The following is a 21,544-nucleotide window of genomic DNA, read 5'->3' on the forward strand; positions in this document are numbered from 1 at the left end:
AGGGGTGGGTTCTCAGGCCGCCGGTGCGAGGGCGGGTGCGGGCCGGGTCTGCTGGTAGGCGTGGCCGACCCGCAGGAGCACGCTCTCCCCGAGCGGTCGCCCGAGCAGTTGCATGCCGATCGGCAGGCCCGCCGCGTCGAGCCCGACCGGCAGGGTGAGGGAGGGCACTCCGGTGATGTTGGCGGGGGACGACAGGCGTACGTAGGCGTCGGAGACGCCCTCCACGGTGCCGTCGGCCCACGTGATCGTCTCCTGGCCGGCCTTGACCGCGGTCGCCGGGACGGTCGGGGCGGCGATCAGGTCGGCCTCCCGCAGCATGTGCGCCCACTCCCGCCGCATGAGGGCGCGGGAGCGCTGGGCGCGCAGGTAGTCCCCGGCGGGCATCAGTGCGCCGGCCTCTAGGAGTACGCGGACGTCGGCCTGGTACAGCTCGGGGACCGTGCGCAGGGTGCTCTCGTGGTAGGCGGTGGCCTCGGGCACCATCAGGCCCCACTGGGTCGCCTGGATGTAGCGGGTCATGGGGATCTCGACGTCCACGAGGCGTGCGCCGAGTGACGCGAGCTGGTCGATGGCGCGCCGGACGGCGGCTTCGACCTCCGCGTCCACGTGCTCGAAGTAGTAGTTGCGGGGCACGCCGACGCGCAGCCCGGTGAGGTCCGTGCCGGCGGCCGGCCGGTAGTCCGTGGCGGGGGCGGTCAGGGAGGCGGGGTCGCGGGGGTCGTGTCCGGTGAGGGCGGTGAGGACCAGGGCGGCGTCCTCGACGGTGCGGGTGATGGGGCCGACGTGGTCCAGTGACCAGGACAGCGAGGTGACGCCGTGGCGGGGGACGAGGCCGTAGGTCGGCTTCAGACCGACCACTCCGTTCAGCGCGGCCGGCACCCGGATCGACCCGCCGGTGTCGGTGCCGAGGCTGAACGTGGCGGTGCCCGCGGCGACGGCCACGGCGGACCCTCCGCTGGAGCCGCCGGCGACCCGCCCGGTGTCCCAGGCGTTGCCGGTCTGCGGGGTGGTCAGGCCGTAGGCGAACTCGTGGGTGTGGGTCTTGCCGACCAGGAGCGCGCCGGCCGCCGACAGCCGGGCGGCGACCGTGCTGTCGGTCCGCGCGGTGTGGCCGTCCCTGACCCGGGAACTGGCCGAGGTCGGCAGGCCCGCGACGTCGATCAGGTCCTTCAGGGCCATCGGAATGCCGTGCAGCGGACCGCGGTGGCGGCCGGCCGCGATCTCGCCCTCGGCTTCGCGCGCGGCCCGGCGGACGTGTTCGGCGGCGACGGCGACGTACGCCTGAAGGTGCGGCTCCGCCCGCTCCACGCGCCGGAGGACGGAGTCCGCCAGCTCGACGGGGGACAGCCGCCGGGTCCGGATGGCCTCGGCCGCGACACTCAGCGGGAGTTCATACGGCTGCATCGTGTGTCTCCTGTTCCGCGCGGTAGGCGAGGGCGGGCGGGGTGTCCCCGAAGTCCAGCTCCCGCAGGACCGCGACGACGGAGTGGATGTGGTCGGCGGTGGCCGCCACCACGGCGTGCCGGTCGGCGGGCAGCGGGAGTCCGGCGTGGGCGGCCCGGCGGGCCGCCTCCGCTGGGGTGAGTTCGGCGGAGGACATGGGCGTTCTCCCTCGGAGCTGGGGTGGGCTTGGGCGGTCTGGGCTGATCCGGGCTCCGGAGTGGGCTCGAACGACAGGAGGCCCCCGCACCAAAAGCTAAACGTTTGCGTTAGTCGGACTCTAGGGCCTACGGTGCCTTAACGCAAACGGATTGCGTTAAGCGGTGTCACGGAATCCCGGACCCGATGCCCGACCACGCACACCCGCGCGCCGTTCCGCAAGGGAAACGACCGACAAGGAAGACGCCCGATCATGAGCACTCCCCCGGCCACCGGCCCGGCCACCGTCCCCTCCTGGACCGTGGGCGACCTCGTCGTCCACCGCGTCGACGAGGTTTCCCTGCCGCCCGCGACCGGACCGTGGCTGCTGCCCGGTGCCACCGCGGACCTCGTCGCCGGGCAGGACTGGCTGCGCCCGCACTTCGCGGACGACGCGGGAGTCCTGCGCCTGGACAGCCACAGCTTCGCCTTCACGGTCGGCGGGCGGCGCGTCCTGGTGGACACCGGCATCGGCAACGGCAAGGAGCGGGCCAATCCCGCGTGGCACGGCCTGAACACCGACTACCTCGAACGCCTTACCGCCGCCGGGTTCCCCCCGGACTCGGTCGACCTGGTGATCCTCACCCATCTGCACGCCGACCACGTCGGCTGGAACACGCGCAAGGTGAACGGCGAGTGGGTCCCCACCTTCGCCAACGCACGCCACCTCGTCTCCCGCGCCGAGCGGGAGTTCTGGGCCGGGTACGACATGGACGAGCCGCGCAGGCAGATGTTCCGCGACTCCGTCATCCCGGTGGAGCAAGCGGGGCTGACCGACCTCGTCGACGTGCCCGCCGAGGGCGTCCGCGTCGTCCCGGGCCTGCGTCTGATCCCCACCCCCGGGCACACCCCCGGTCATCTCTCCGCCGAGCTGACCAGCCGCGGACAGACGGCACTGATCACCGGCGACTGCGTCCACCACCCGGTCCAGCTCGCCCACCCCGCCATCGGCGCCTGCGTCGACATCGACCCCGAACGGTCCGAGGCGACGCGCCGCTCGCTGCTCGGCGCGCTCGCCGACACCGGGACCCTCGTCCTGGGCACCCACTTCGCACCGCCCACCGCCGGCCGTGTCGTCACCCATGAAGGCGCCTACCGGCTCGCGCCGGTCCCGGCCGGCTCGCACCGACTCCGCGTCGGCGGATGACATGGCAGGAGGTTTCGCGCCGTCGCCCGGCAGAGCAACGGTTTCCGTGTCGGCGGCGGGAGGAGGAGGACCGGGCCCGGCCCCGGGTGGCGTAGAGGGAACGGGACGCTGGGACTGTCCGGTTCGGCGGCGGCGTAGAGGACGGGTGGCCGGCCCGGTGCGTGGCGGACGTCGTAGGACTGGCAGGTCAGCGCAAGGCGGCCGACGTGCGGATGGAGGGGGGTGGTCGGCCGGCGACCTGACACTCGCCCGACAGCCTACGGCTTCGCGGGTCGACCAGCGCACGGCGTCCCCCCTCCGCCCCGAGCCGACAGGCCGTCAAGGACCCGGCACGAGGTTGGCCGGACGCGCCCCGAGCCTCAGAAGGTGATCGAGTTCGGCGTGCTGATCACGGTCCGTGACGTTGACGTCGATGTGCAGCCGCGACTGGCCCGGCTCCGGCTCGTCCGGATTCTCGAACCCCGGGCATCCGCTCCGCCACGAGCTGCCGCACGAGGTGTGCCGGCTCTCGGGCGAGTGACCGTACCCGTACTGCGAGAACCACCGGCTCGCGCGGGCCATGCCTCCGCGTTCGCACCGCCGAAGGATCCGGCCGCCAGGGCTCACCAGCCGAGCGGGCGGAGTTTCTGGACCGTCGAGGACACCGCGTCCTGCGGGGCGGCTGTCGCGGCGCGTGTCGTTTCCTTCGCGGTGGCGGCGGCTGTCGTCGCCTTCTCGCGGACGGCAGTGGCTGTGTCGGCGGGAAGGCCCGGCAAGGAGGGGAGGTGGCGCAGGGTCTGGTCGAGCCGGTCGGCGACCGCGGTGAGCTGGTCCAGCAGGCGTGGCAGCGCGGCCAGGCTGTCGGCGAGAGCGGTGGCACCGGTGATGGTCCCGGCCGCGGCAGGCGTAGTGGCCGGCGGGGTGGTCAGCTCGGCGAGCAGCGCCCACTGTCGCATGGTGTCGGCTGTTCCGCCATGGTGTCGTCCGGTGGGGGCGGGGCGGTCCAGCAAGTCGTCGAGCGCCTTCTTGGAGTCGTCCGCCAGGGCGCCGAGAAGTTCCTTGGCGATATGGGTGATGTCCATGGTTCGGTCCATTCCTCAGCTGGGCTTTCGTGCCGTCACCGGAGCTTGCTCGCGCGGCGGTGGACGGCCCACAGCGCGAGCGCCCCGCAGGCCAGCAGGGCGTGCTGCCGTCCGCCGGGGCGCACGGGCGGCACGGGAATCCCCCGGTGGGCCGGGCCGGGCGGCGGGAACAGGGCGCGGTCGGCGAGGCCGTGCGGGTCGGCCCGCAGTTGTTCCCCGGCCATGCTGTAGGCCAGCAGGGATTCCAGGGCCCGGCGGGCCGTGTGCTGCGGGGAGATCATTTCGCGCAGTACGTGCAGCACGATGCCGTGGACCTCGGACTCGAACAGATCGGAGAAGGTCAGGTGGGGTGCCAGCAGCCGTACGCTGCCCTCCAGATTGACCAGGGACTTGCCGATCAGGCCCACGGTGGGGGCCGAGGCGATGCCTCGGCGGGCCGCCTTCTCCAGTACGGCGCTGAACGCGACACCGAAGTTCAGCTCGGCCATGGACGCCGAGGCGAGTTTCGGGACCAGCGCGGCCATGTCGGCACAGAAGGCCGGCAGATCGGTCCACGGCGTGCTGCGGCCCATCTCGGCCCACACCTTGGCCAGGCCGTGGCCGTCGTTCTGACCGACCGCCATCAACAGCAGCAGCATGCGGATGCTGGTCTGCTGGTCGACGCGGCCGACCATGCCCCAGTCCAGCAGGGTGGCCGGCCCGTCGGGCGTCACGAAGACGTTCCCCGGGTGCGGATCGGCGTGGTAGAAGCGGTCGATGAAATAGCCCCGCCCCATGAACGCCGCCAGTTCGCGGGCGATGGCCTCGCGGTGCTCCGGGCTCAGTTCCTCCCGGTCGACGCGGGCCACCGAGCCACCGGGGGCCAGGGACTGCACCAGGACGCCCGGGGTGGCGGCGACGACTTCGGGGATCTCCAGGTGCGGAAACCGGCCGACCGACGCCCGGGCGCGTTCCATGTTGGCGGCCTCTTTGGTGAAGTCCAGTTCCGCCTCCATCGCGTCGAAGACGTTGGCGAGGATGGCCCGCACGTCGACCACCTCGTTGAACCGGGGGGCGCCGCGTGCCGTCAGCCAGGCGGCACGGCGCAGCAACGCCATGTCGGCCCGGACGACCCCGCGGATGCCGGGGCGCTGGATCTTGACGACGCCCGGTGCGCCGCCGCGGAGAGTGACCCGGTGCACCTGGGCGAGGGAGGCCGCGCCGAGCGGGCTGGTGACGTCCACGTCATCGAACATCCGCTCCCAGCGGGGGCCGAGGTTGGCCTCCAGCACGGGGGCGAAGGTGGCGAACGGCTGGGCGGGCACCCGGTCGTTGAGTTTCTGGAACTCGGCGCGCACGTGCGCCGGGACCATGTCGGGGCGGGTGGCCAGCACCTGTCCCACCTTGACGTACAGAGGGCCCAGCCGTTCGAGTGCCGCGCGTGCCGCCCGCGCCCGGCGCAGGGCGCCCGCGGAGACGAACCCGTCCGCCACGCCGGAGGAACAGCCGTCGGCCTCCGTGCCGGCCTGCCCGGTACGGGCGGGGACGCGTCCCGCCTCCTGGGCGGCCAGCTCGCCGAGCACCCGTACCACGGTGAGCAGTCGCCCGCTTGTCCGGCCCCGCATCGGTTCCTCTCACCCGCCGTGTGCCCGGCCGCCGAAGGGGCGTGCCGTGTCCGCCGGCTCCAGCAGTGACCTGACGAGATCCAGCCCGCCGAGCACGCCGTCCGTGACCATGCCCAGGCCGCCCGCCTGCCGGAGCGTCGCCGGCAGGAAGAGGGCCAGCGCGAGGGCGGGCGCGGCGAGCATCCGGGCGGCCCTGTCCTCGTCGTCGGCTTCCCGGCCGAGGATGTCGCCGAATGCCTTCTGGTAGTCGCCCGCCACGTTGTCGACGAACTCTTCGACCACGTTGCGCGGTGGCATCAAAGGCCGTCCTTTCGGGGGCAGTTGTTCGCGGAATGTGGAACATACCGATTGACACCCGGTTCAGACAAACCGGGCTTTTATCATAATTTCCTACCGAGCTTCATGTTTCGTGTCATCTGTGATTGTTCGCTACGTTTAGCCGGTCAGTGCAGTCGTGAATGAAGCGAGTGGTCCCATGTCTGACGGAACGTCACCGCTGCCCGGCCCCGGAGTGGGTACCACCGGGGTGGTGGTGCAGCCGCGGACTCCGCCCGGCCCCGTGACGACGGGCAGCGACACCGCACGCGTGGCGGCGGCGCTGGACGAGGGGCTCGCCCATCTCTGCCCGCCCTCCCCCACGACCACCCTCAGCCTGGAACTCATGGGCACGGATGGGCGGCCCGGTCCCCAGCAGATCGGTGACGACCGCCGCGACCGACGGCTCCACGCCGCCCTCGTCGCCCCGGTGCGCCATCTGCTCGACGCGGGCGGCAAACGCTGGCGCGCCCACCTGATGGCCCGGGTCCTGGAGACGTTCGGCGTCAACCCCCGCCCGTACGCGGAAGTGATCGCCGCCTGCGAAGTGGGACACGCCGGCTCCCTCATGGTGGACGACGTCGAGGACGCCTCCCCGCTGCGGCGCGGCGGCCCGGCCGCCCACGTCCTCTTCGGGGAGAGCACCGCCATCAACGCCGGCACCGCGGCCTACTTCAGCCTAGACCGCGCCGTCCGGCACACCTTGCCCGAGGACGCTGAGCTCCGCCTGGCGGTGTACGAGACGTACCTGGCCGGGCTGCGCGCCACGCACGCGGGCCAGGCCCTGGACCTGCAGGGTCACACGGAGGAGATGGAGCTGGCGCTGGCCACGCGGGACGCCGGGCCGCTGCTGCGGATGCTCACCCTCACCCACCGGCTGAAGACCGGGGCCCAGGTGCGGGCGCTGTGCGAGATCGGCTCCCTGATCGGCCGGGCCGCACCGGAACAGCGCGCCGCCATCGGGGAGTTCGGCGAGGCCCTCGGGCTCGCCTACCAAATCATGGACGACGTCTGCGACTTGCGGGGCGTGATCCACCGGCAGCGGGTCACCAAGCGGGTCGCGGAGGACTTGTCCAACGCCAAGGTCGCCTTTCCGCTGGCGCACGCCGTCACACTGCTGCCGCGGGCGGAGGCGGCCGCCTTGTGGCAGTCGCTGCGCGCGGACCCGGACGAGCGGGCCGTCCAGCGGGCCGCGCGGACGATCGAGGACACCGGGGCGGTCCGCGTCTGCGAACAGGAGGCGACCCGGCTGCTCGAACAGGCCTGGGCCGGCCTCGCACCGCACCTTCCCGACTCACCCCGTACGACGGCCCTGGCCGAGGCCGCCACGGCCGTGATCCACCGCACCTGGAACACCTGAGCCGCTCCCCCTCGCACCGTACAAGGAGAACCTGATGACGGACACCTTCCGCACCCTGATCGGTGACCTCGCCGACGACGCGAAGAAGGCCTTCGACGACATCCTCGACCGCCCCTCGGCCGCGTCCGCGTCCTCCGGGGCCGACCTGCTCACCCGGCAGCTGCGCCTGCAGGCGGTGGCCAATCTGCCCGCCGAGTCGCTCCAACTGCTGGGCAAGCTGGCCGCGTTGCAGAGTCTGGGCGAGGAAGAGGCGGCCCGGCTGCTCAGGGGCGAGCCGGTGTCCGACGTGACCGGCCTGGCGAGTCGGCTGGGCACGCCGGGCGGGGCGGCGGGGGCGCCGCTCGCCGGGCTGAGCGGTCTCCTGGCCGGGGCCTCCGGCGCGGCCGGTGCGGCGGGAGGTGCCGTGGATCTCGCCACGGCGCTGTCCGGCCTGCCCGGCCAGGTCGCCCAGCTCCAGGAGACCCTCGCCTCGCTCACCAAGGCCCTCGAGTCCCTGCAGAACCTGTCCGCCGCCGCCGGCCAGAGCAGCGGCCAGGCCACCGGCGGCGGCGCGCAGCCCGGTGGCGGGGCGCAGTCGGGCGGCAGCGGCGGCGGGAACGCGAAGAAGGCCCCCTGAGCCGGCGCGACGGTACCCGAAGGGGCCCGGCTGCGGCCTTGGTGCCCCACAGGCCGCAGCCGGTGCACCGGACTCGGTGCCGGAGCCTCAGCGGCGGACCAGTGCGCGGTCCAGCAGGGGAAGCAGGCGGTCCCAGTGGCGGCGCAGTCCGGCGGGACTGAAGGAGTCGGTGTCGGACATGGTGAAGCCGTGGACGGTGCCGGGGTAGATCTCGGAGGTGTAGCCGACCCCCGCGGCGTCCAGGGCCTGGTTGAGCTCGCCGAGGGCCTCGGGCGTCATGTCTCCTTCGGCGTGACCGAAGTGGACCTGTGCGGTGAGGCTGGACAGGAGGCGGGGGCCGTCGGCGCCCACGGGGCCGTGGAACGCGGCGACGGCGGCCACCTGGCCGGTGTGGGCCGCGGCGGTGCGCACCGCCAGGAGGCCGCCTATGCAGTAACCGGTCACCGCGACCGGCCCGGTGCCGGTCTCCGGCCGGGTGGTGAGGAATTCCAGGTAGGAGTCGGCATCGCGCAGGGCGCGTTCGGTGGTGTGCGCCTCGATCAGAGGCATCAGCCGGGCGAAGACCTGGGGCCGGGCCTCCTCTGTGATGTGCTCGGGAAGTTCGGTCACCGGTGCCGGGCCGTGCCGGTAGAAGATGTTGGGGACAAGCACGTAGTACCCGTGCCCGGCCAGTTCACGGGCCAGTTCCCGCAGTGCGGGCCGGATGCCGAAGCCGTCCGGGTACATCAGCACCCCCGGGTGCCGCTCCCCGTGGTCGGGGAAGGCGGCGAAGGCGTCGGCCTGACCGTCGCCGGTGGGGATCAGCAGCGTCTTGGTGGGCATGAACTCTCCTGTCGTGGTCGATCTGTCGAACCTGCGATCAACACGACGGAGGCGGAGCACGCGCGGCGGCGCGAGACCTTTGACCGGACGGTGGGCCCACACCGGCCCGCACGGCGCTCAGGAGAGCACCGGGTCACCGATCCGTGCGTGGCGCGATGCCGTCCCGGTATTCATCCCGGCATCGTAGCCCACCGAACAGACTCAAGTGGCCGCCGCCTGCTCAGGGTGCCGGGCGTTCGATGCTCAGGACGTGCTGGTCGTGGCGGAAGGTGTACGTGCCGTCCTCGTTGTCGAAGTGCCGCCGTACATAAGCCTCGACCGCCTCGCGGGTCGGGGAAGGGGCGTCGGGGACGCTGAGGAGGAAGTCGGCGACCGTGAGGGTCTCCTCCAGGCTGCGGCCGTGGTAGCGGGCGGGTACGACGTCCAGCCCGGTGCGGCCGACCAAGCCGGGTGCCAGGGCGGCCAGTTCGCCGACGAGTTCCCGCACGTCGAAATGGCGGCCGGTGAAGTGGCGCACCATGCGCATGCAGGCGTTGTCGGGATTCTGCAGCAGCACGAGCAGAACGCCGCCCGGCGCCACCCACTCCATGACGCGTGCCGTCGTCACCGCCCACTGCGTACGGGGGATGTAGTACAGCACGTGGGACAGCAGGGCCAGATCGGCCCGCGCGTCCACCCGGGCCTCGCCGACCGGTTCGGCCACCACCTCCGCCTGCGGGCACGCCCGCGCCAGCGCGCGCCGCATGGGCTCGCTCGGCTCGACGCACACGACGCGCTCGAAGTACGGGGCGAGATACCGCGTCGTCGTGCCCTGGGCGGCGCCGATGTCCAGGAGCGTCCGCCGGGCGGGCAGCCGGTCCACCACCCGGCGCAGGTACGCGTGGGTGGTGGCCTTCTCGTCCGTCCCGGAGAGGAACATGTCGAGGGCTTCCAGATAGGCCTCGTCGTCCGTCCCCGCGTTGCACGCCCGCGCGGTCTTCCGCAGCTCCACTTCCCACGCTCCCTCCACCGCGGCGGCATGCCCTGCCCGGCACACCACCGGTGCCCTCCGGCGACGCCACAGTGGCACGACAGCGGTGTCCGTCCGGCGGGGAACACGCCTTCTGGTGCGCGGTGGACGGGGCGCACCGGAGCGGACCGGAGCGGCGCGGCGTACGCCCCTTCGCGGGACGGACGCCTCGACGCGCCGTGTCGGCGGTGCCCTCGGCGCGGATGCCGGTGGGCGGGACGGCGCGGCCGCCGTCCCACTCCAGGCCACCGTCCAGACCGTCGTTCCGCAACGCGCAGGACGCTCCGGTTCGCGGCTCGCGGTCGTCTGCGAGTGCGCCCCTGATGGGGGACGTGCCGGGGATCGGGCGAGTTCCGCGGGCAGACGTGGTCCGTGCGTCAGAGGTCCTGCCCGGCGGTTCCGCCGGGCCGCCGACGACCGTACCGTTCGAACACACCCTTCCTGTACGCGCCTTCGCGTCGTATCGCCGGCAGCGCGACCTGCCGGGCTTGTGGTGCCCCGGCGACCACCGGCGGGCAGGGCGGGCGTGGTGGGCGGCATCGGCGCTCCGGGCTCGTGGTGGGGGCGTGGGACATGGCGGTCACGGGGGTTCGGAAGCCGGCTCGGCGAGTCCCTGGCTCGCAACCGCCCGGTCGCTGCTGCCGATTGCGGGCGTCGATGTCATTGACGGCCAGTTGGGCGCCCAACTATGTTCTCGACGATTTGGCGAACGGAGTTCGAGATTCCGAACACCGAAAGGGTGTGTCCATGTCCTCCTCCGTCAGCAGACGACGTCTCCTCCAGCTCGCCGGGGCCAGCGCCGCGGCGTCCGCCGTGGGCCCCGCTCTCGGCGGCTCCGCCGCCCACGCGGCCGTACCCCCCGCCCGGCCCGACATCGGCGCCCAGGCCTTCCCCTTCGAGCTCGGCCAGGTCAGGCTGACCGCGAGCCGATGGCTGGACAACCAGAACCGGACCCAGAGCTATCTGCGGTTCGTCGACGTCGACCGGCTGCTGTACAACTTCCGCGCCAACCACCGTCTGTCCACCAACGGCGCGGCCGCCACCGGGGGCTGGGAGGCCCCCGGCTTCCCCTTCCGCAGCCATGTCCAGGGGCATTTCCTCACCGCGTGGGCGCAGTCGTACGCGGTGACCGGGGACGGCGTCTGCCGGGACAAGGCCCTGTACATGGTCGCGGAACTGGCCAAGTGCCAGGCCAACAACGGCGCCGCGGGGTTCGGCGCGGGGTACCTCTCCGGCTATCCCGAGTCCGATTTCACCGCCCTGGAGGCGCGCACGCTGTCCAACGGGAACGTGCCGTACTACACCGTCCACAAGACGCTGACCGGTCTGCTGGACGTGTGGCGGTACATCGGCAGCACACAGGCCCGTGACGTGCTGCTGGCCCTGGCGGGCTGGGTCGACCGGCGCACCGGCCGGCTGACCACCGCGCAGCTCCAGGCCATGCTGGGCACGGAGTTCGGCGGCATGAACGCCGTCCTGACCGACCTGTACCAGCAGACCGGCGACGCGCGATGGCTGACCGTCGCCCGGCGGTTCGACCACGCCGCCGTGTTCGACCCGCTGGCGGCCGGCGAGGACCGGCTGGCCGGGCTGCACGCCAACACCCAGGTGCCCAAGTGGATCGGGGCCGTCCGCGCGTACAAGGCCACGGGCACCACCCGGTACCGGGACATCGCCACCAACGCCTGGGACTTCTGCGTCCACGCCCACACCTACGCCATCGGCGGCAACAGCCAGGCGGAGCACTTCCGGGCCCCGGACGCCATCGCCGCCTACCTGCGGCAGGACACCTGCGAGAGCTGCAACACCGTCAACATGCTGACCCTGACCCGGGAGTTGTTCGCGCTGACGCCGGACCGGGCCGAGTTGTTCGACTTCTACGAGCAGGCGTGGCTGAACCAGATGATCGGCCAGCAGAACCCGGCCGACCCGCACGGCCACGTCACCTACTTCACCCCGCTCAACCCCGGCGGCCGGCGGGGCGTGGGGCCGGCCTGGGGCGGCGGCACCTGGAGCACCGACTACACCACCTTCTGGTGCTGCCAGGGCACGGGCCTGGAGATGCACACCCGGCTGATGGACTCCGTGTACTTCCACGCCGGCACCACCCTGACCGTGAACCTGTTCGTGCCCTCGGTGCTCACCTGGACGCAGCGCGGCATCACCGTCACCCAGACCACGTCGTACCCGGCGAGCGACACCACGACCCTGCGTGTCACCGGTGACGCCGGCGGGACCTGGACGATGCGCGTCCGCATCCCCGGCTGGACCACCGGGGCCACCGTCAGCGTCAACGGCGTCACGCAGAACATCTCCACGGCCCCGGGCGGTTACGCGGCCCTGACCCGCGCCTGGGCCTCCGGCGACACCGTGACCGTCCGCCTGCCCATGCGCACCGTGGTACGCCCGGCCAACGACAACCCCGGTGTCGCCGCGGTCACTTACGGACCGGTCGTCCTGGCCGGCGACTACGGCGACACCGCGCTCGGCGCCCTCCCCGCCCTGGACGTCTCCTCGGTCAGGCGGACCAGTTCCACCGCGCTCGCCTTCACCGCCACGGCGAACGGCTCCCCCGTGGCCCTGGGTCCGTTCCACGACGCGCACGGCCACAACTACACCGTCTACTGGAAGACCGGGGGTGTGGCGTCCGTCCGGCTCGCCAACGCGGCCGGCGGTCTGGTGCTGGGCATCCAGGACATGTCCACCGCCGACGGCGGCCGTGCCCTGCAATGGAGCGACTCGGGCACCGCCGACCACGACTGGGAGCTGGTCCCCGACGGTGACGCCGTCCGCTTCCGCAACGTGCACAGCGGCAAGGTGCTCGGCGTACGGGACATGTCCACGGCCGACGGAGCCGCCGTGCTGCAGTGGTCGGACAACGGCACCGCCGACCACCGGTGGTTCCTGATCGACCAGGGCGACGGCACCTTCAAGATCCGCAACGCGCACAGCGGGAAACTGCTCGGCATCGAGAACAACTCCACCGCGATGGGCGCCTTCGCGGTGCAGGCCCCGGACGACGGCACGGCCGACAACCGGTGGCGCGTCGTACGGTGACGGGCAGCGGACGACCGCCGGGGGCCAGGGAGCGGGGCACTTGGAGGGGCGCGCCGATCGGCAGGGCCGGCGCGCCCATGAAGGCGGCGCCGAATCCGGGTCGCGCCCCTGGCACCCCGCTGCCGCTCATCCCCTGACCGGCAGCAGGCCGCGCTCGTAGGCCCTGGCCAGCCGCCGCGGTACCAGGTGCGACACGCCGTCGACGATGACCGGCACCAGCCGGGGTGCGTCCGCCTTCCACTGGGCACGACGGTGACGCGTGTTGCTGCGGGACATCTTGCGCTTCGGGACAGCCATGGGAACTCCAGGTCGGAAACGGGACTCGACCCACCCTACGTGAAAATGATTTCCGTTTGCACTCTAGCGGTGCAGGGGAATCTCGAAGTGCACGGTGCCCACGCCCGGACCGTGCTCCCCCGTGGTGCGCGCGTCGAACACCTCCTTCCCGATGCCGCGCCAGAAGGCCTCCGCGCCCTCCACGTCGACGTTGGTGTGGAGGTAGATGCTGTCGTAGCCGGGGGTTCCGGCGACGAAGTCGCACGCCCGCCGCACCAGCGTCCGCGCCAGTCCGTGACGGCGGTGCCGGGGGCTCACGTAGACGCGGACGAGCTGGGCGGTGGTGCCCGACGGGTAGCGTTCGGCGAGCCGGCGGGGGTGCGGCGGATGCGCCGGCCCCGCCGACCGCACGCCGGTCGTGGCCACCACCTCGTCGCCGTGGCGGGCGACGAGCAGGAGGTGGCGGGGGTGGTCCAGATACGTGGCCTCGATGTCGATGACATCGCGGTGCCATTCGGGGACGTAGCCGTAGCCGAAGTCCCGGTAGAAGGTGTCCAGCATCAGTCGCCGCGCGCCTTCCACGTCGGCCTTCGTGGCGGGGCGGACGGTGTACGGCGGGTGCGGGGGGTGGCTCATCGCGGTCTCCTGGGGTGCGGGGGGTGTCAGGGGGTCGGCAGGCCGGGCCCGGCGCAGCGCACGTGTGCCGCCGGCACGCTCCCGTCGACCAGGTACGCGGCGACCGTCCCGTCCACGCAGGGGTTGCCCCGGCTGGCGAAGACCCCGTGGGAGTAGTCGTCGTACAGGGTGACGAGGCGTGAGCCGGGGAACCGGTGCGCCAGTCGCCGGGCCCCCTCCACCGGGGTGACGGGGTCGCCCTCGGACGCCACCAGCAGCACGGGCGGGACGTCCGGGCCGCCGAGGCCGGGGCGCCGTCCGGGCCGGTGGTGCCAGAAGGCGCAGGCGGAGGCTTCCATCCCGGTGAGCACGGGCAGCGGATCGGTCCGTCGTACGCGCCGCAGGTCGGCCAGGACCCGGGCGGGTGCGGGACCGGGCCCGTCGGCACACTTCACGATGCGGTTGGCGGACTCGTACGTACGGGAGGCGGCGCCGTCGAACGGCGCCTCGGGGCGGAGCCCGCCGGTGCCGCCGTCACGCAGGTACGCGCGGATGCCGTCCGCGAGGCCGGTCCAGCGTTCGGTGCGGCCGAGGGCGCGGTAGACGGCGCGGTCGAACTCGGCGGGGCCGAAGCCGTCCACGGGATGGGCCGCGAGCCCGTCGCGTGCGCGTGCGTAGGCCTGGCGCACCTCGTCGGCGCGACCGCCGAGGCCGAAGCGGCTCCGGTGCCGGGCGGCCCAGGCGAAGAACACCTCGCGCTGGCGCAGGAGGGCCCGGCTCTGGCGCAGGTCGAAGTCGTACCAGCTCCATGGGCCCACCACGCTGTCGAGCACCATGCGGCCGACCCGCCGGGGGAACAGGGCGGCGTAGGCGGCGCCGAGGTAGCTGCCGTACGAGACGCCGAGGAAGCCGATCCGTTCCTCGCCGAGGGCCGAGCGGAGGGCGTCCATGTCGCGGGCGGTCTCGGCGGTCGACAGATGGGGCAGGGCGTCGCCCGCACCGGCGGCGCAGTCGTCGGCCATGCGCCGCAAGGAGCCGAGGTACGCCGTCTCCGCCGCACGGCCGACGGGGACGGGATCGGGGGCCGGGCTGTCGAAGAGGCCGCCCATCGCGCCGCAGTCGGCCGGCGCGCTCCGTCCGGTGCCGCGCGGATCGAAGCCGATGACGTCGTACGCGCGGCGGACGCTCTCGGGGAGCTTCGCCCGCTTGGTGACGGCGTACGACAGCCCCGGGCCGCCGGGCCCGCCGGGGTTCACGAGGAGGACGCCGCGCCGCTCACCGGGCGTGCCGGAGGCGGGCACCCGGGAGACGGCTATGCGTATCCGCCGGCCGTGCGGGTTCTCCCGGTCGAGCGGGACCTCCAGCCAACCGCATTCCACGCGGTCGGGCGGCGGCGGGGACGGTACGGACCGGGGGCAGGCACCGAACCGCAGCGGGGCGGGAGCGGCAACGGCGGTAGGTGGTGCGGAAGTTGTGGTGTCAGGGGCCGCCGGGGCCGGGGCGGTGGCGGTGGTGACGAGGGCGCACAGAGCGCTCAGAGGGCGTACGGCAGGGAGCACGAGTCTCGCATTCAGAGAACCGACGTGACATCAGATGACAATGAAAACGAATATCGATAAGGTCCCCCTCGGTCAAGCCGACGCATGCGCGACACGCCGTCGGCGCGACAGCAGACCTTCGTCCACACCGTGAAAAGGGGAAGCCGTGGCTCATCTGCTGATGGTCGAGAGCTGGGTCGGATCGATGAGCAGACTCCTGCCACGGGCGATCCGCGAGGAGGGGCACGAGTTCACCTTCCTCACCCGCGACCTGCACCACTACCTGCGCTCCGCGCCCGAGGGCACCGCACACCCCCTGCTCGCCGCCCGCCATGTGCTGACCGCCGACACCAACGACGACGAGACGCTGCTGCCCTTCGTCCAACGGGCCCACGACAGCCTGCGCTTCGACGGCGTGCTCACCTCCTGCGACTACTACCTCCCGACCGCCGCGCGGATCGCCGGACGGCTCGGGCTGCCCGGCCCCGCCCCCGAGGCGGTGGAGAACGCGTGCCGCAAGGACGCCACCCGCCGGATCCTGGCCGAGGCCGGTGTGCCCGGCCCCCGCTTCGCGGTCTGCGGCGACTGGGCCGAGACCGCCGCCGCGGCCCGGGACCTCGGCTACCCGCTGGTGCTCAAGCCGGTGGACCTGTGCGCCGGGATGTTCGTACGGCGCGTGGACGACGAACCCGCCCTGGCACACGCCTACCGCGCGCTGGCCGGCTTCCCCGTCAACGCCCGGGGACAGCGCCGCTCCCCCGCCGTCCTCCTGGAGGAGCTCCTCGAAGGGCCCGAGGTGAGCGTCGAGACCGTCGCCCACGGCGGTACCGCGCACGTCGTGGGCGTCACCGACAAGAGCGTCGGAGGCGCACCCGCCTTCATCGAGACCGGGCACATGTTCCCCGCCGCGCTCCCGCCCGCCGACACCGAGGCGGCCGAGCGGACGGCGCTGCACGCGCTGAAGGCCCTCGGACTCGACTCGGGCGTGGCACACACCGAGATCAAGCTGACACCCGGCGGGCCACGCCTGGTGGAGGTGAACCCGCGCCCCGCCGGCAACCGCATCACCGAGCTGATACGCCACGTGACCGGCATCGACCTCGCCGCCGCCTGTGTCGCGGTGGCCCTCGGCCGCGCACCGGACCTGCGGCCCGCGGACACCGGCCTCACCAGCGCCGCCATCGCCTTCCTCGTGCCGGACGGCGACGGTGTGCTGGAGGCGGTCGACGGCGTCGGCGAAGTGCGCGACGCGGCCGGTGTGCTGGAGGTCCGGCTCCCCGAGCCCGGCACCGCGGTGCGGGCGGCGGCCAGCAACAACGAGTACCTCGGCCACATCATGGCCGGAGACACCGGCGGGCTCGGCGCACGCGACCGCGTCGAGACCCTGCTCGCCGGGCTGCGGCCCCGGGTGGTGGCCCGATGACCGCCCCCACCGGCATACGGACCACGGCCTCCTCGTACGACGACCTCGTCCGGCGCGTTCTCGACGGCCGCCTCGGACCGGACCCGGGTACCCAGCGCATCACCGTGGCGTTCACCACCCGGCAGGCGGTACGCCACGACGGGCGCGGCGGCGGGTACCGCAACGAGGTGCTGAGTCTGCGCCTGGCCGAAGCCGTCGGCTCGTGCGCGGTCGAGCCCGGCGCGCTGCCGGACGGGGCCGTCGAGGACTGCGTCGGCGCCGATGTCGCCCGGCTCCTCCGGCACGAGCTGCTGCCGGTGCGCGTGGCCGCCCTCGACGCGTACCTGATGCACGTCCGGCCGCACCGCCCCGCAGGCGGCGCACGGCCCTTCCCGTTGCCGGCGGGCACGTCGCTGCACAAGTCACGGGCCCGGGCCCGCGCGGTCGTGGAGCTGCTCGACGCCCCGCCCGGGAGCACGGTGCTCGTGGTCGGCGTCGTCAACTCGCTGCTGGAGGCGCTGCGGCGGCGCGGGCTGGCGTACGTCCCGTGCGACCTCAAGGGCGGCACGACCGAGTGGGGCGAGCCGGTGCGGACCGACGCGGCGGCGGAGCTGGAGCGCTGTGACGCGATCCTCGCCTCCGGCATGACGCTCGGCAACGGCAGCTTCGAGCCACTGCGGGAGCACGCCCTGCGGCACGGCAAGGAGCTGGTGATGTTCGCCCAGACCGGCAGCGCCGTCCTGCCGTGCCTCATCGGCGCCGGGGTCAGCGCGGTGTGCGCCGAGCCCTACCCCTTCTTCTGGCTGGACGGCGGCCCCGGAACCATCCACCGCTACGGAGCCGCCCTGTGACCACGGCCGTCCTGCGCCCGGCGGGCAACCGCGAACTGCTCGGCCTGCTCGGCGGTACGCCGCTCGCCCGCATCACCGTCGACCTGCCGTGTCCGCACCCCGGCTTCTGGGCGAAGCTGGAAGCGCTCGGCGTCGGCGGCATGAAGGCCCGCGCGGCCGTCTCCATGCTGCTCGGCGCCCGGGAGCGCGGCGAACTCCGGCCGGGCGCACCGGTGGTGGAGTCCACCTCGGGAACGCTCGGCGTCGGCCTGGCCTTCGCCGGACAGGCCCTCGGGCATCCCGTCGTGCTGGTCGGCGACATCGAACTGGAGCCGTCCATGCGCCAGTTGCTGCGCTCCTACGGCGTCCGGCTGGAGCTGGTGGACCGCCCGGCCACCGAGGGCGGCTGGCAGGCCGCCCGGCTCGCCCGGCTGCGCGAACTGCTGGCGCTGCTGCCCGACGCGTACTGGCCCGACCAGTACAACAACCCCGACAACAGCGCCGGTTACGCGTCGCTGGCGGCCGAGCTGGCCACCCAGCTCGACCACCTGGACGTCCTCGTGTGCAGCGTCGGAACCGGCGGGCACAGCGCCGGCACCGTCGGCCCGCTGCGCCGGCACTGGCCGGGACTGCGGCTGATCGGCGTGGACGCCACCGGCTCCACCATCTTCGGCCAGCCGGCCAGGCCCCGGCTCATGCGGGGCCTGGGCAGCAGCATCCACCCGCGCAATGTCGCCTACGACGCCTTCGACGAGGTGCACTGGGTCGGCCCGGCCGAGGCCGCGGACGCCTGCCGGCGGCTGGCCGCCGGCAACTTCGTCAGCGGGGGCTGGAGCACCGGAGCCGTGGCCCTCGTCGCCGCCTGGGCCGCCCGGGTCCACCCCGGGGCGGTGGTCGCCACCGTCTTCCCCGACGGGCCGCACCGCTACCTCGGCAGCGTGTACGACGACGACTTCGCCGCCGCCCACGGGCTCGACCCGGCCCGCGCCGCCACCCGCCCCGTCGAGATCCCGCACCCCGGGGCCGTGGAGGCGACCGGCTGGGCACGGTGCCGGACCGTCCGCGATCCACTCGACACCCCTACGGAAGAGAACCCCTGTGAAGGCCAGTCAGCGCACCGCACACCTGCGTCTCACCGAGCCGCTGCGCATCTCACGCTCCACGATGACGGCCCGTGAGGCCGTCTGGCTGACCGTCGAGCACGAAGGACAGCTCGGCCACGGTGAGGCCGTCACCAGCGTCTACTACGGCCTCGACACCGAGGCCCTGACCCGGCTGCTGCACGCGGAGACGCGGTGGCTCGCCCGCTTCGCCACACCCGAGAGCGCCCTGGAGGCCCTGCGCGACGGCGAGCGTCCCGGCGCTCCGCCCGCCGTGGTGGCGGCCGTCGAGTCCGCGCTGCTCGACCTCGTGGGCAAGCGCGCCGGGGCCCCGGTGCACGAACTCCTCGGGGCCCCGGCGGCACCCGCCGCCCGGACCGCCCGCACCATCGGCCTGATCCCGGCCGGCCGGGCCGCAGCACAGGCCGCCCGCCTCGTCCGGGAGGGCTTCTCCGTCCTCAAGATCAAGGCCGGCGCCCCGGACCCCGCCGAGGACGTGGAGCGCGTACGGGCCGTCCGCGCCGCCGCTGTGCCCGCCCGGCTGCTGCTGGACCCCAACGGGGCCTGGGACGCGGACACCGCCGAACGTCTGCTGCCGCTCTTCGCGGAGCTGGGCGTCGAAGCCGTGGAGCAGCCCCTGCGGCCGGGCGACCCGGAGGCGCTCGCCCGGCTCGCCGAGCGGTCGCCGCTGCCGGTCATCGCCGACGAGGACGCGGTCGGCGTCGCGGACGCCCGCCGGCTGGCGGGGCGGGTGCAGGGCATCAACGTCAAGCTCGCCAAGTGCGGCGGCGTGCACGCGGCGCTGCGGATCGCCGAGCTGATCGAGGGCAGCGGCACCGAGCTGATGCTCGGCTGCCTGACCGCCAGCACCCTCGGCATCGCCCCGGCCGTGCACCTCGCCGACCGCGCCCGCTGGGCCGACCTCGACGGGCACCTGCTTCTCGCCGACGACCCCTGGACCGGCATCGGCGGCCACGACGGCACCGTACGGGCGAGCCGGGAACCCGGCCTGGGCGTGCGGCCCCGCACCCGGCACACCGAGGGGGCGGCGGCATGAGGACGTGGCACGAGATACGCCGCTTCCCGCTCGCGATCCGGCTGCTGCTGGTCAACCAGCTCGGCGTCAACACCGGCTTCTACCTGCTCGTCCCCTACCTCGCCGTCCACCTGGGCGAGGACCTGGGGATGTCGGCGGCGGTCGTCGGCATCGTCCTCGGCGTGCGCAACCTCAGCCAGCAGGGCCTGTTCCTCATCGGCGGCTCGGCCGCGGACCGGCTGGGCGCGCGGGGGGTCATCATCGCCGGGTGCGCGCTGCGTACCGTCGGCTTCGGGCTCTTCGCGCTCGGCGACGGGCTCCCCGTGCTGCTCGCCGCCTCGGTGCTCAGCGGACTGGCCGGGGCGCTGTTCAACCCGGCGGTGCGCGCCTATCTCGCGCTGGCAGCAGGTGACCACAAGGCGGAGGCGTTCGCCCTGTTCAACGTGTTCGCGACCGCCGGCGCGCTGATCGGGCCGCTGCTGGGCAGCGCGCTGCTGCTGGCCGACTTCCGGGTCTCCGCGCTCACCGCGGCGGGAATCTTCGCCGTCCTCACCGTGGCGCAGGCACTCGTCCTGCCGGCCCACGAGGTCGCGCCGGCCCGCGGCAGCCTCCTCGGGGACTGGCGGGAGGTGGCCGGCAACCGCCGTTTCCTGCTGTTCGCCCTGGCGATGGTCGGCATGTTCACCATGGAGAACCAGCTCTACCTGCTGCTCCCCGACGGCGCGCGGAAGGCGACCGGCTGGGACGGGGCGGCGGGCCTGGTGTTCCTCACCGGCACCCTCGCCAACCTCGGGCTCCAGCTGCGGATCACGCGCGCGCTCAAGGCGCGGGGCCCCAGGGCGCGCTGGATCGGCGCCGGGCTCGCGCTGATGGCGCTGTCCTTCGTACCGCCGATGGCGGTGACGGGGTACGCGACGGCTCCCGGCGGCCCCACGGACGCGGTGCTGCGCGCCCTGCCCGTGCTGGCCGGCGCCCTGCTGCTCTACCTGGGCGTGATGACGGCCCAGCCGTTCGTGATGGAGCTGATCCCCGGCTTCGGCCGCGCCGAGCTGACCGGCACCTACTTCGGCCTGTTCTACGTGGTGTCGGGCGTCGCCGCCGCCGTCGGCAACACCGTCGTCGGCTGGGCCATGGACACCGCCGGACCGGCGGGCGCGCCCTGGCTGCCCTGGGCGTGCTGCCTGGCCTTCGGGCTCGCCTCCGCCGCCGGCGTCGCCTTGCTGCACCGCCGCCGCGTCCTGCCCGCCGTCGCCGCGCCCGTACCGGCGCCCGCGTGAGGAGACACCCATGGACGACCCGCTCTCGAGGAACCTGCTCACCGACAACCCGGCGCTGTACGAGGCGCGTTTCCCCGATCCCGGACGGCTCGCCGGGCGCTGGACCGAGGACTGCCTGCGGCGGTACGCGGCCCCCGGCCCGCGGGTGCTGGACCTGGGCTGCGGCACCGGCCGGGACGCCGCCCACCTGCACGCGTCCGGCCGTACGGTCACGGGCGCCGATCTGTCGCGGGCCATGCTGGAGTACGCCCGCGCACAGCATCCCGGGCCCGCCTACGTCCGGGCCGACCTGCGCGGCTTCGACCTCGGCAAGGGCGCCTTCGACGCGGTGGTGTGCCTGGACAGCGCCCTGCTGTACTGCCACACCAACGACCAGCTCGACGGCTTCCTGACGTCGTGCCGGCACGCGCTGGTCCCCGGCGGGCTGCTCGTCGCGGAGATGCGCAACGGCGCGTTCTTCCTCGGCCGTACGGAGCTGCTCGACGCCCCGGCCGTGAGCGGCTTCGAGTGGCAGGGGGTCGGCTACCGCTCCACCACCCGCCTGTACGTCGACCGCACCGCGCAGCTGCTGCGCCGCACCCGCGTGTGGACCGCCGACGACGGCTCCCCGCCCGTCGAGCAGCGCTCCGCGTGGCGGCTGCTCTTCCCGCAGGAGCTGCGCCGGCTCCTCACCGCCCACGGCTTCGAGGTGCTCGCGCTGCACGACGGGCCGGGCCCGCGCACCGAGCCCGTGTGGCGCGAGGGCGACCCGCCCGGCGAGACGGCCGACGCCGACCGGCTGCACCTCGTCGCCCGCCTGGCACACCGCCCCTGAATCCCCCACGCCGACAACCGCTCGCAC

20 protein-coding genes and 1 pseudogene are annotated in these 21,544 nt (G+C 73.5%); 10 read left to right on the forward strand and 11 right to left on the reverse strand.

Annotated elements, in window-relative coordinates; translation table 11 throughout:
- Nucleotides 1-12: 12 nt before the first annotated feature.
- Both Srubr_RS11510 and Srubr_RS11515 read right to left on the reverse strand, forming a co-directional pair.
- Complete coding sequence (locus Srubr_RS11510) at nucleotides 13-1,404, reverse strand: amidase (RefSeq protein ID WP_189991310.1); 1,392 nt, start codon at nucleotides 1,402-1,404, stop codon at nucleotides 13-15.
- Entirely contained in the window at nucleotides 1,391-1,600 is a 210-nt protein-coding gene (locus Srubr_RS11515) for a hypothetical protein (RefSeq protein WP_189991312.1), read from the reverse strand. The genes Srubr_RS11510 and Srubr_RS11515 overlap by 14 nt, the downstream gene beginning before the upstream one ends.
- A 252-nt stretch (nucleotides 1,601-1,852) precedes the next feature.
- Here Srubr_RS11515 and Srubr_RS11520 point away from each other — a divergent pair, with 252 nt between their 5' ends.
- Nucleotides 1,853-2,785 carry an MBL fold metallo-hydrolase gene (locus Srubr_RS11520; protein WP_189991314.1) on the forward strand — a complete coding sequence of 311 codons (933 nt, stop codon included), beginning with the start codon at nucleotides 1,853-1,855 and terminating at the stop codon, nucleotides 2,783-2,785.
- A 333-nt stretch (nucleotides 2,786-3,118) separates the two neighbouring features.
- Here the strand turns inward: Srubr_RS11520 and Srubr_RS41940 are convergent.
- The 4 genes and pseudogenes from Srubr_RS41940 to Srubr_RS11535 form a co-directional block, all read right to left on the reverse strand.
- Nucleotides 3,119-3,346 (reverse strand): annotated as a pseudogene (locus tag Srubr_RS41940) (VOC family protein); the annotation flags it as partial.
- A gap of 41 nt (nucleotides 3,347-3,387) precedes the next feature.
- A complete protein-coding gene (locus Srubr_RS11525) occupies nucleotides 3,388-3,846 on the reverse strand; it encodes a hypothetical protein (protein ID WP_189991316.1) in 459 nt (152 codons plus the stop codon).
- A gap of 35 nt (nucleotides 3,847-3,881) precedes the next feature.
- Nucleotides 3,882-5,450 (reverse strand): ABC1 kinase family protein, encoded by a 1,569-nt coding sequence (locus tag Srubr_RS11530; protein WP_189991318.1) that lies wholly within the window; start codon nucleotides 5,448-5,450, stop codon nucleotides 3,882-3,884.
- A gap of 9 nt (nucleotides 5,451-5,459) precedes the next feature.
- A complete protein-coding gene (locus tag Srubr_RS11535) occupies nucleotides 5,460-5,747 on the reverse strand; it encodes a hypothetical protein (RefSeq protein ID WP_189991320.1) in 288 nt (95 codons plus the stop codon).
- A gap of 178 nt (nucleotides 5,748-5,925) precedes the next feature.
- Here Srubr_RS11535 and Srubr_RS11540 point away from each other — a divergent pair, with 178 nt between their 5' ends.
- Together Srubr_RS11540 and Srubr_RS11545 are read left to right on the forward strand one after the other, a co-directional pair.
- Nucleotides 5,926-7,125, forward strand: coding sequence for a polyprenyl synthetase family protein (locus tag Srubr_RS11540; protein ID WP_189991322.1), 1,200 nt, complete (start codon nucleotides 5,926-5,928; stop codon nucleotides 7,123-7,125).
- Nucleotides 7,126-7,159: 34 nt separating this feature from the next.
- Nucleotides 7,160-7,741, forward strand: a complete 582-nt coding sequence (locus Srubr_RS11545) for a hypothetical protein (RefSeq protein ID WP_189991324.1) — start codon at nucleotides 7,160-7,162, stop codon at nucleotides 7,739-7,741.
- 87 nt (nucleotides 7,742-7,828) lie between these two features.
- Here the strand turns inward: Srubr_RS11545 and Srubr_RS11550 are convergent, their stop codons facing one another.
- On the reverse strand, nucleotides 7,829-8,563 hold the full coding sequence (locus Srubr_RS11550; RefSeq protein WP_189991326.1) for a dienelactone hydrolase family protein: 735 nt from the start codon (nucleotides 8,561-8,563) through the stop codon (nucleotides 7,829-7,831).
- A gap of 220 nt (nucleotides 8,564-8,783) precedes the next feature.
- Nucleotides 8,784-9,554 (reverse strand): class I SAM-dependent methyltransferase, encoded by a 771-nt coding sequence (locus tag Srubr_RS11555; protein ID WP_189991328.1) that lies wholly within the window; start codon nucleotides 9,552-9,554, stop codon nucleotides 8,784-8,786.
- Nucleotides 9,555-10,319: 765 nt separating this feature from the next.
- On the opposite strand from Srubr_RS11555, the gene Srubr_RS11560 reads away from it, so the two are divergent.
- The gene (locus Srubr_RS11560) at nucleotides 10,320-12,629 is read left to right on the forward strand and encodes a beta-L-arabinofuranosidase domain-containing protein (RefSeq protein WP_189991330.1); all 2,310 of its coding nucleotides are present in this window, start codon (nucleotides 10,320-10,322) and stop codon (nucleotides 12,627-12,629) included.
- A 126-nt stretch (nucleotides 12,630-12,755) separates the two neighbouring features.
- Here Srubr_RS11560 and rpmF read toward each other — a convergent pair whose 3' ends face one another.
- The 3 genes from rpmF to Srubr_RS11575 all read right to left on the reverse strand — a co-directional run bounded on the left by rpmF (nucleotide 12,756) and on the right by Srubr_RS11575 (nucleotide 14,899).
- Nucleotides 12,756-12,926, reverse strand: coding sequence for a 50S ribosomal protein L32 (rpmF, locus tag Srubr_RS11565; protein WP_189991332.1), 171 nt, complete (start codon nucleotides 12,924-12,926; stop codon nucleotides 12,756-12,758).
- 63 nt (nucleotides 12,927-12,989) lie between these two features.
- Entirely contained in the window at nucleotides 12,990-13,541 is a 552-nt protein-coding gene (locus tag Srubr_RS11570) for a GNAT family N-acetyltransferase (RefSeq protein ID WP_189991334.1), read from the reverse strand.
- A 26-nt stretch (nucleotides 13,542-13,567) separates the two neighbouring features.
- The gene (locus Srubr_RS11575; RefSeq protein WP_229926513.1) at nucleotides 13,568-14,899 is read right to left on the reverse strand and encodes an alpha/beta hydrolase; all 1,332 of its coding nucleotides are present in this window, start codon (nucleotides 14,897-14,899) and stop codon (nucleotides 13,568-13,570) included.
- 325 nt (nucleotides 14,900-15,224) lie between these two features.
- Here Srubr_RS11575 and Srubr_RS11580 point away from each other — a divergent pair, with 325 nt between their 5' ends.
- The 6 genes from Srubr_RS11580 to Srubr_RS11605 are packed head-to-tail and all read left to right on the forward strand — an operon-like array spanning nucleotide 15,225 to nucleotide 21,517.
- On the forward strand, nucleotides 15,225-16,481 hold the full coding sequence (locus tag Srubr_RS11580) for an ATP-grasp domain-containing protein (protein ID WP_189991338.1): 1,257 nt from the start codon (nucleotides 15,225-15,227) through the stop codon (nucleotides 16,479-16,481).
- Nucleotides 16,478-17,311, forward strand: coding sequence for a Rossmann-like domain-containing protein (locus tag Srubr_RS11585; RefSeq protein WP_189991340.1), 834 nt, complete (start codon nucleotides 16,478-16,480; stop codon nucleotides 17,309-17,311). Before Srubr_RS11580 ends, Srubr_RS11585 begins: the two co-directional genes overlap by 4 nt.
- Complete coding sequence (locus tag Srubr_RS11590) at nucleotides 17,308-18,468, forward strand: PLP-dependent cysteine synthase family protein (protein WP_308439889.1); 1,161 nt, start codon at nucleotides 17,308-17,310, stop codon at nucleotides 18,466-18,468. The genes Srubr_RS11585 and Srubr_RS11590 overlap by 4 nt, the downstream gene beginning before the upstream one ends.
- Nucleotides 18,389-19,447, forward strand: coding sequence for an enolase C-terminal domain-like protein (locus Srubr_RS11595; protein WP_189991342.1), 1,059 nt, complete (start codon nucleotides 18,389-18,391; stop codon nucleotides 19,445-19,447). The genes Srubr_RS11590 and Srubr_RS11595 overlap by 80 nt, the downstream gene beginning before the upstream one ends.
- A complete protein-coding gene (locus tag Srubr_RS11600; protein ID WP_189991343.1) occupies nucleotides 19,444-20,703 on the forward strand; it encodes an MFS transporter in 1,260 nt (419 codons plus the stop codon). Before Srubr_RS11595 ends, Srubr_RS11600 begins: the two co-directional genes overlap by 4 nt.
- Nucleotides 20,704-20,713: 10 nt before the next feature.
- The gene (locus Srubr_RS11605) at nucleotides 20,714-21,517 is read left to right on the forward strand and encodes a class I SAM-dependent DNA methyltransferase (protein ID WP_189991345.1); all 804 of its coding nucleotides are present in this window, start codon (nucleotides 20,714-20,716) and stop codon (nucleotides 21,515-21,517) included.
- Nucleotides 21,518-21,544 lie beyond the last annotated feature (27 nt).

Source organism: Streptomyces rubradiris (assembly GCF_016860525.1).
Taxonomy (GTDB): domain Bacteria; phylum Actinomycetota; class Actinomycetes; order Streptomycetales; family Streptomycetaceae; genus Streptomyces; species Streptomyces rubradiris.

Coding starts and splice junctions, on each gene's coding strand:
- Srubr_RS11530 (WP_189991318.1), bottom strand. CDS start 5,450: ATGCGGGGCCGGACAAGCGGGCGACTGCTCACCGTGGTACGGGTGCTC.
- Srubr_RS11535 (WP_189991320.1), bottom strand. CDS start 5,747: ATGCCACCGCGCAACGTGGTCGAAGAGTTCGTCGACAACGTGGCGGGC.
- Srubr_RS11510 (WP_189991310.1), bottom strand. CDS start 1,404: ATGCAGCCGTATGAACTCCCGCTGAGTGTCGCGGCCGAGGCCATCCGG.
- Srubr_RS11520 (WP_189991314.1), top strand. CDS start 1,853: ATGAGCACTCCCCCGGCCACCGGCCCGGCCACCGTCCCCTCCTGGACC.
- Srubr_RS11560 (WP_189991330.1), top strand. CDS start 10,320: ATGTCCTCCTCCGTCAGCAGACGACGTCTCCTCCAGCTCGCCGGGGCC.
- Srubr_RS11540 (WP_189991322.1), top strand. CDS start 5,926: ATGTCTGACGGAACGTCACCGCTGCCCGGCCCCGGAGTGGGTACCACC.
- Srubr_RS11600 (WP_189991343.1), top strand. CDS start 19,444: ATGAGGACGTGGCACGAGATACGCCGCTTCCCGCTCGCGATCCGGCTG.
- Srubr_RS11550 (WP_189991326.1), bottom strand. CDS start 8,563: ATGCCCACCAAGACGCTGCTGATCCCCACCGGCGACGGTCAGGCCGAC.
- Srubr_RS11570 (WP_189991334.1), bottom strand. CDS start 13,541: ATGAGCCACCCCCCGCACCCGCCGTACACCGTCCGCCCCGCCACGAAG.
- Srubr_RS11515 (WP_189991312.1), bottom strand. CDS start 1,600: ATGTCCTCCGCCGAACTCACCCCAGCGGAGGCGGCCCGCCGGGCCGCC.
- Srubr_RS11585 (WP_189991340.1), top strand. CDS start 16,478: ATGACCGCCCCCACCGGCATACGGACCACGGCCTCCTCGTACGACGAC.
- rpmF (WP_189991332.1), bottom strand. CDS start 12,926: ATGGCTGTCCCGAAGCGCAAGATGTCCCGCAGCAACACGCGTCACCGT.
- Srubr_RS11545 (WP_189991324.1), top strand. CDS start 7,160: ATGACGGACACCTTCCGCACCCTGATCGGTGACCTCGCCGACGACGCG.
- Srubr_RS11605 (WP_189991345.1), top strand. CDS start 20,714: ATGGACGACCCGCTCTCGAGGAACCTGCTCACCGACAACCCGGCGCTG.
- Srubr_RS11525 (WP_189991316.1), bottom strand. CDS start 3,846: ATGGACATCACCCATATCGCCAAGGAACTTCTCGGCGCCCTGGCGGAC.